The organism is Thermococcus sp. (genome assembly GCF_027066465.1).
GTDB lineage: Archaea > Methanobacteriota_B > Thermococci > Thermococcales > Thermococcaceae > Thermococcus.
Map to the genome: position 1 here is coordinate 1 of NZ_JAMONU010000173.1, position 6691 is coordinate 6691.

At 55.6% G+C, this 6691-nt stretch carries 7 protein-coding genes and 1 pseudogene; 3 read left to right on the top strand and 5 right to left on the bottom strand.

The window, feature by feature from the left end; translation table 11 throughout:
• The 3 genes from mfnA to MVK46_RS08480 all read right to left on the bottom strand — a co-directional run.
• A partial coding sequence (gene mfnA / locus MVK46_RS08470; protein WP_297536240.1) for a tyrosine decarboxylase MfnA occupies nucleotides 1-788 on the bottom strand: 788 nt, incomplete at its 3' end.
• A 33-nt stretch (nucleotides 789-821) separates the two neighbouring features.
• Nucleotides 822-1997: a cation:proton antiporter gene (locus MVK46_RS08475; protein WP_297536241.1), complete on the bottom strand. Its 1176-nt coding sequence runs from the start codon at nucleotides 1995-1997 to the stop codon at nucleotides 822-824.
• 1 nt (nucleotide 1998) lies between these two features.
• On the bottom strand, nucleotides 1999-2247 hold the full coding sequence (locus MVK46_RS08480) for a DUF131 domain-containing protein (RefSeq protein WP_297536242.1): 249 nt from the start codon (nucleotides 2245-2247) through the stop codon (nucleotides 1999-2001).
• A 74-nt stretch (nucleotides 2248-2321) separates the two neighbouring features.
• On the opposite strand from MVK46_RS08480, the gene MVK46_RS08485 reads away from it, so the two are divergent.
• The 3 genes from MVK46_RS08485 to MVK46_RS08495 are packed head-to-tail and all read left to right on the top strand — an operon-like array spanning nucleotide 2322 to nucleotide 5582.
• Nucleotides 2322-3011 carry an HAD family hydrolase gene (locus tag MVK46_RS08485; RefSeq protein WP_297536243.1) on the top strand — a complete coding sequence of 230 codons (690 nt, stop codon included), beginning with the start codon at nucleotides 2322-2324 and terminating at the stop codon, nucleotides 3009-3011.
• Nucleotides 2989-3618, top strand: coding sequence for a diacylglycerol/polyprenol kinase family protein (locus tag MVK46_RS08490; protein WP_297536244.1), 630 nt, complete (start codon nucleotides 2989-2991; stop codon nucleotides 3616-3618). Before MVK46_RS08485 ends, MVK46_RS08490 begins: the two co-directional genes overlap by 23 nt.
• A gap of 32 nt (nucleotides 3619-3650) precedes the next feature.
• Nucleotides 3651-5582, top strand: a complete 1932-nt coding sequence (locus tag MVK46_RS08495) for an alpha-amylase/4-alpha-glucanotransferase domain-containing protein (RefSeq protein WP_297536245.1) — start codon at nucleotides 3651-3653, stop codon at nucleotides 5580-5582.
• Here MVK46_RS08495 and MVK46_RS08500 read toward each other — a convergent pair.
• Together MVK46_RS08500 and MVK46_RS08505 are read right to left on the bottom strand one after the other, a co-directional pair.
• The gene (locus tag MVK46_RS08500) at nucleotides 5579-6232 is read right to left on the bottom strand and encodes a DUF257 family protein (RefSeq protein ID WP_297536246.1); all 654 of its coding nucleotides are present in this window, start codon (nucleotides 6230-6232) and stop codon (nucleotides 5579-5581) included. The two genes, MVK46_RS08495 and MVK46_RS08500, sit on opposite strands and share 4 nt — an antisense overlap.
• Before the next feature lie 189 nt (nucleotides 6233-6421).
• A pseudogene (locus tag MVK46_RS08505) lies at nucleotides 6422-6691 on the bottom strand (alpha hydrolase); the annotation flags it as partial.

Below are 6691 nucleotides of genomic sequence, written 5' to 3' on the forward strand. Positions count from 1 at the left end.
CCTCCGGCTAAGTAAGGGGCCAAAACGCTTATCGCGTCTATGTACCTCTTCTCCCGGAAGATTATCCCGCCCGCTGGAATCGGCACCATGCCCATCTTGTGGGGGTCTATGGTTACGCTCTTCACGCCTTTAAGCCGGAAGTCGAAGTCCGGGATATCGTAGCCTAAAGCCTTCGCGAAGGGAATGACGAAGCCGCCAAATGCCGCATCAACGTGGAGCGGAAGCCCGTAGTCGAGGGCCAAATCGCTCAAAGCCGGTATGTCGTCAACCACCCCGAGGCCCGTCGTTCCCGCTATTCCTACGATTCCAATCGTGCTGTCCGTAATCTTGTCCTCAACGTCCTTTACGTTGACGGTGTAATCATCGTTCAGCTCCGCCCACACGAGTTTAACTCCGAGCATCTCGCCGGCCTTGATGAAGGAGAAGTGGGCGCTTCTCGGAAGAATCAGCTCCGGCTTTTCCACCTCCGCCAGGTTGCGGAAGGCCCTCACCGCTAGGATGTTCGCCTCCGTTCCGCCTGAAACTATGTGGCCGTAGCCCCTTTTGAGGCCGAGGAGGTTTGAGAGCATCTCCACGGCCTCTTCCTCGACTTTACGGCTCCCCGTGTGCAGGCCGGGGTCCCCGAGGTTTCTGTCTATGAACTCGGTGATGACCCTAATCGCGAGGGGATGAGGATACGTGCACATGGAACCCAAAATCTTTCCAGAATCGAACGTTAAATCCTCTGTGGTCTTGCGCCGTAGCTCCTCGAGGACTTCTTCCTCGTCCGTTCCCCTCTCTGGAAACATACTCTCACCTGAGGGCGATTGTCTAGGGGGAATTTAAGCCTTCCTCTTTTCGATGTACTTCTTAAAGAATATCGGTGTCGTCAGCGCCGTCAGCATCGAGACAGTTACAACGCTCGCGAAGAGGGCCTGGTCTATTATTCCAGCGCTCAGTCCGAAGGTAAGTATCGCCATCTCAAGGCTGCCCCTTCCGCCCATTCCTATGCCGACCGTCATGGAGTCCTCCCAGCTGAGACCAGAAAGCCTCGCGCCGAGACCGCAGCCGAGAAGCTTTCCAAGAACGGCCGAGACGTAGAGCAGACCTATGAGGGTGAGGCTCAAACTCTTGACCGGTGGATTGAAGACGAGGCCCACGTAGATGAAGAACAGGGGTATGAAGAACTCCGTGAGGACGACCTGCAGATCCTCAATCAGCTCGTTGAGCTTAATCCTCGTGACGACGAGCGGGTCCTTCCTCTCGCGGAGCCTGCTTATGGTGAGTCCAGCTAGGTAGGCCCCTATTATCTGGTTAAGGCCAACCCACTCGGCTATTATGGCGAGGGTGAACGTGAGGATGAGCGTGAAGGTGAAGAAGACGTTGAGGTTCTTGACTATGGAGTAGAACCACCTGGACCTCTTGAAGACAAGCTCCGAAACGAGAAGGGCCGAAACTATGAAGGCGAATATTTTGAGGGTTAGAACGCCGAATGACGCCATGCTGAGGCTTCCCTTTGTCATTCCGGTGATTATGCCTATGAGGTAGACGGCTATTATGTCGTCCACGAAGGCCGCGCCCATGAGAATCGAGGAGACTTCCCTCTTAACGCGCTCCCTCACGAGAACGCCGCTCGTGACCTCTATGGCGGTGTTTCCGAGCGTTGCCCCTATAAAAACGGCCGCCGCGATTCCCTTCCCAAAAGTATAGACCGTTAGAAAGCCGAACAGAAAGGAAAAGGCAACGCCGAGGCTCGCAACGAGAACGGCCTTTCTGGTGTTCTGTGCTATCGCCGAGAAGTTGCTGGTGAGGCCCATGTAGAGCATCATCATGATAAGGCCGAACTGCGCGAGAACGCTCAGTCCTTCTCCCGGCTTGACTACACCAAGGACGAACGGTCCGAGGACTATTCCCGTGAGGACGTGGGCTATTATCGGGTGAACCTCGACCCTCTCAAAAAGCCATTCAAGGCTCTTTGCCACAACGAGAAGAAGGGCGAGCGCCGCTAGAAACTCCACCTCACCCCCTCCTCATCAGGAGAACTCCAAGTATCCAGAGCGCCATCAGGATTACCGCGAGAATCATGGCAAGCGTTAAGGCTCCCCTGTTCGTTCCGAAGACTATGGGGATGGGGCCAATCATTATGACCCCTCCCCCCTGAACTTCGCTCTCTCCGCTGAAGGCGGACACGATAGTTCCTATGAACACGAGGAGGAACCCTATGAGGATTAGAGCTATTCCGGCACCTATCAGCGTTTCTCCCCTCATCACCCCGAACTACCCCCTTGCTTTTTTAAGCTTTTCACCGGAAGGGTTTAAAGTTTCCCCCACAAGTTTCGAACATGCTTGTCATCGTAGACCTCGACGACACCCTCTGCAACACGTGGGAGGCAGGTAGAAAAACTATTATGAAATCGATTCCAATCCTCCTGAGAAGGCGAATGTTGAGGGCCGTTTGGTACGTTCTGACGGCCCGCTACCGCAGGCTCGAATCCCGGCGGGATGTTCACACCCTCGACCTCGACGGTATAGTCGAGACGGTGCTCCGCTCCCTCTATCCTGGCATAGAAGAAGAGAGGCTCCGGGAGATAACCCACTTCGTTGAGGAAACGTTCTTCTCCCACCTCTCGCTTTACCCCGACGCGCTCCCCTTCCTTAAAGGTCTTAGGGAGATGGGAGCCAGGGTCGTTCTCATAACGGATTCCTCCACCAACTGGCAGAGGAAGAAGCTCAGGGTTCTCGGCATTGGGGATTATTTTGATGACGTTATAATAAGCGGCGAAACCGGTCACAGCAAGTTCGAGGACTACAACTTCCGCCTGGCCTTGGAGCGGTTTCCTGACGATGAAATCTACGTCGTTGGAGACCGCGAGGAGACCGACATGAGAGGGGGTAGAAGAATAGGGGCCAGGACAATACTGATTAAAAGGGGCTACCACGCGGGGAGGAGGGCGGGGAACGCGGACCACGTGGTGGGGAACCTCCTCGAGGCCCTAGAGGTGATAAGGAATGAGCATAAAATCAGAGCTTAAGAGAAAGGCACTCCACCTGACGGGCCTTCTGGTTCCGCTGGTTTACGTGCTCTTCGGTCAGGATGTAACCCTGGTCTTCGTGGGGGTGTCCTTCGCCGTCTTCGTTGCCCTTGAGCCCTTCAGGGTGATAGAGGAGTGGAGGGACTCCATAAAGCGACGCCTTGGAATATACGCGCCCCCTGAGGTTATGGAGAGAATAGAGAGGCTTGAGACCCACATCAACGACATAACGCGCGAGCACGAGAGAAACCGGGTCGCGGCCCACATATACTTCGCAACCGCATCCTTTGCGGTGGTTTACTTCTTTCCTAAGAGCGTTGCCATAGGCTCGATAGCCCTGGCAACCCTCGGCGACGCGCTCGCGGCGATAATCGGGAAGACCCTCGGCAGGCACCGCTTCTCCAACGGCAAGAGCGTAGAGGGGAGCCTCGCCTACTTCCTGACGGGGCTTGCAATACTCACACCGCTCGTCGGTCTCCCGCTTGCCCTCGTCGGCTCGCTCGCGGGAACGATAGCGGAGTTCTACAACCTCCCGCCTGACGACAACTTCTCCAACCAGCTCGCCGTTGCAATCGCGCTATACCTCGCGTCCCTCCTGCACGGGTAAGATTTATGTCCTCGAGTTGATGGGGTGAGACCATGAAGCTGATATTTGGAATCCACAACCACCAGCCCCTTGGGAACTTCGGCTGGGTTTTCGAGAGCGCCTACGAGAGGGCTTACGGACCGTTCCTTGAGACGCTGGAAGAGTACTCAAACATGAAGGTCGCCGTCCACTACTCCGGCCCGCTCCTCCAGTGGATAGCCGACAACAGGCCGGAGCACCTCGACCTACTCAAAAGCCTCGTGAGGAGGGGCCAGGTCGAGATTATCGTTGCCGGCTTCTACGAGCCGGTTCTGGCGTCAATTCCGGAGGAAGACCGGGTCGAGCAGATTAACCTCCTGAAGGACTTTGCGAGAAAGCTCGGCTACGAGGCGAAAGGTCTCTGGCTGACCGAGAGGGTCTGGGAGCCCGAACTCGTGAGAACCTTACGGAAGGCCGGGATAGAGTACGTCGTCGTTGACGATTACCACTTCATGAGCGCCGGCCTGCCTAAGGAGAGCCTCTACTGGCCCTACTACACCGAGGACGACGGTGAAGCGGTTGTGGTCTTTCCAATTGACGAGAGGCTCCGCTACCTGATTCCCTTCCGCCCGGTTGAGAAAACGCTTTCCTACCTCCACTCCCTCGACGACGGCGACGAGAGCAAGGTTGCTGTCTTCCACGACGACGGTGAGAAGTTCGGCGTCTGGCCCGGAACCTACGAGTGGGTTCACGAGAAGGGCTGGCTCAGGGAGTTCTTTGACAGGATTTCGAGCGACGAGAGGATAGAGGTTCTCCTCTACTCCGAGTACCTGAGGCAATTCAGGCCGAGGGGCCTCGTCTATCTGCCGATAGCTTCCTACTTCGAGATGAGCGAGTGGAGCCTTCCAGCGGAGCAGGCGAGGCTCTTCGTCGAGTTCGTGAACCGGCTGAAGGCCGAGGGGATTTTTGACCGCTATCGCGTCTTCGTAAGGGGCGGAATCTGGAAGAACTTCTTCTTCAAGTACCCCGAAGGCAACTACACCCACAAGAGAATGCTGATGGTTAGTAAACTCGTGAGGAACAACCCTGAGGCGAGGCGGTTCCTTCTGAAGGCCCAGTGCAACGACGCCTACTGGCACGGCGTCTTCGGCGGAATCTACCTCCCGCACCTCCGCAGGGCCGTCTGGGAGAACCTGATACGGGCGAACAGCTACGTTTCCACTGGAACTTTCGTCCGCGACATTGACTTCGACGGCCTCGAGGAGGTCTTCATCGAGGGCGAGAACTTTTACTACTCCTTCAAGCCTGGCCTCGGCGGTTCCCTTGTAGAGCTTAGCTCTAAAGGGAAGGCAGTTAACTACGCCGACGTCCTGGCAAGGCGCTACGAGCACTACCACTCCACCGGGAGCGCAGTTCCCGAGGAAGAGGGTGACGGTGTCGAGAGCATTCACGAGCTTTCGGGCGAGGTTCCGGAGGAGATTAGGAAAGAGGTTGCCTACGATTCAGTCAGGAGGGCGCTCCTCCAGGACAGGTTTTTAAGGCCCGAAACGACCCTCGACGACTTCAGGCTGAACCGCTATGAACCCCTGGCGGACTTCGCCGGAAAGCCCTACGATTATTCGCTCGACGGAAACGGGCTGAGGCTCTGGAGGAATGATGGAGACTTCTCGGTCGTCAAGGTCTTCAGACCGGATGGGAAGGGCTTCACCGTTGACTACGCCGTCTCGGGAAGGGGAACCTTCGCGGTCGAGCTTAACGTTGCGGTCCACAGCGTGATGGAAGTGCCGGAAGAGCTGGAAGGCTCAAGGATTGAGGTGAACGACAGATACGCCGTCGGGAGGTTCACCGTTGAGCTCGATAGAACAGCGAGGATATGGAAGTTCCCGGTAAAAACGCTGAGCAAGAGCGAAAGCGGGTGGGACTTCATCCAGCAGGGCGTCAGCTACACCTTCCTGTTCCCGCTTGATAGAGAGGTGAGGTTCAAAATAATGTTCAGGGAGCGTTAAAGGCGCATGCAGAGGCCCTCAAGCTCCGGGTCTATCGACTTTATGATGCTGAACTCCGTCGTCTTTTCAATTGAAGAGACCCTTATCACCGTCGTTGCCATGTCCTCAAGCAGTCCGAGAACGACCTGATTTCCGTTTTCAAAGGCGTAGGTCTTGACGAATAGGACCGATGTTCTTCTCTTGTCGCCGACGTACCTCGAGACGAGGCCTATCATGACCTGAAGGTTCTTTGGTATGACCTCCGATGCGAGAACAAGCTTCTCCAGGCCGACGGCCATCACCAGCGTTCCCTCGTTCTCGCTGAGATACCTCTCGTAGGCCTCCCTGAACTTCCCCACGACTATGACGGGTTCGACTATGTCGCCAATCCACTCAACGACGTTCCCAACCCTAACCTTTCCCCCAACCTTTATGACGTCCACATCGTTGAAAACACCCGTTTTCAGTCCCCTGAGTTCCGCTTTGGCCTTGATTAGATGCAGTGAGTCCATGACATCGATGACGAGAACCCTGCGCCCCCTTTCAAGCCCCCACTCAATCATGTGGTGAACCCCTAGGTACTGGTCTTTCGTATCGGCCCTCTCGATGAGAACTATCTCACCCGGCTTGAGGGAGTCCCACAGCTTCTGGAGCATGTCCCGGACGACCATGCGTAACCCTCCACGGTTTTCTAACCTGGCGTTATTTTATCGTGGTGCTGCATTATAAATAGTTTTTGTCCTGACTACGAAATAGTAAGGGCAACTTTGAACATTTTCCGTAGTTATATGAAAAAACGGATAAAATCTCCAGCCTCGGATAGGGTGGCCCTCATCATAGTTCAGGGCCCGAAAGTCTCCTCATCGGCTCAGCCGGAAGTCTATCGGCCTCTCAAGCTTCCAGAACCTGCAGAACGAGCAAACTTCACCGCTCGACGGCATTCCACAGATTTTGCACTCCCTCAGCTCGGCCTCCTGGAGTTCGGCCTCGAAGAGGTGCCTCTTTCTTAGAAAGCCCTTGACGAAGTTGATTTTCGTTCCGGGCCTCTTCTCCTCCATCCCGTTGAGTATCTCCTTGTATTCAATCGTCGTCGCTCCAACGGAATATGGACACTCCTCCATCATGTAGTC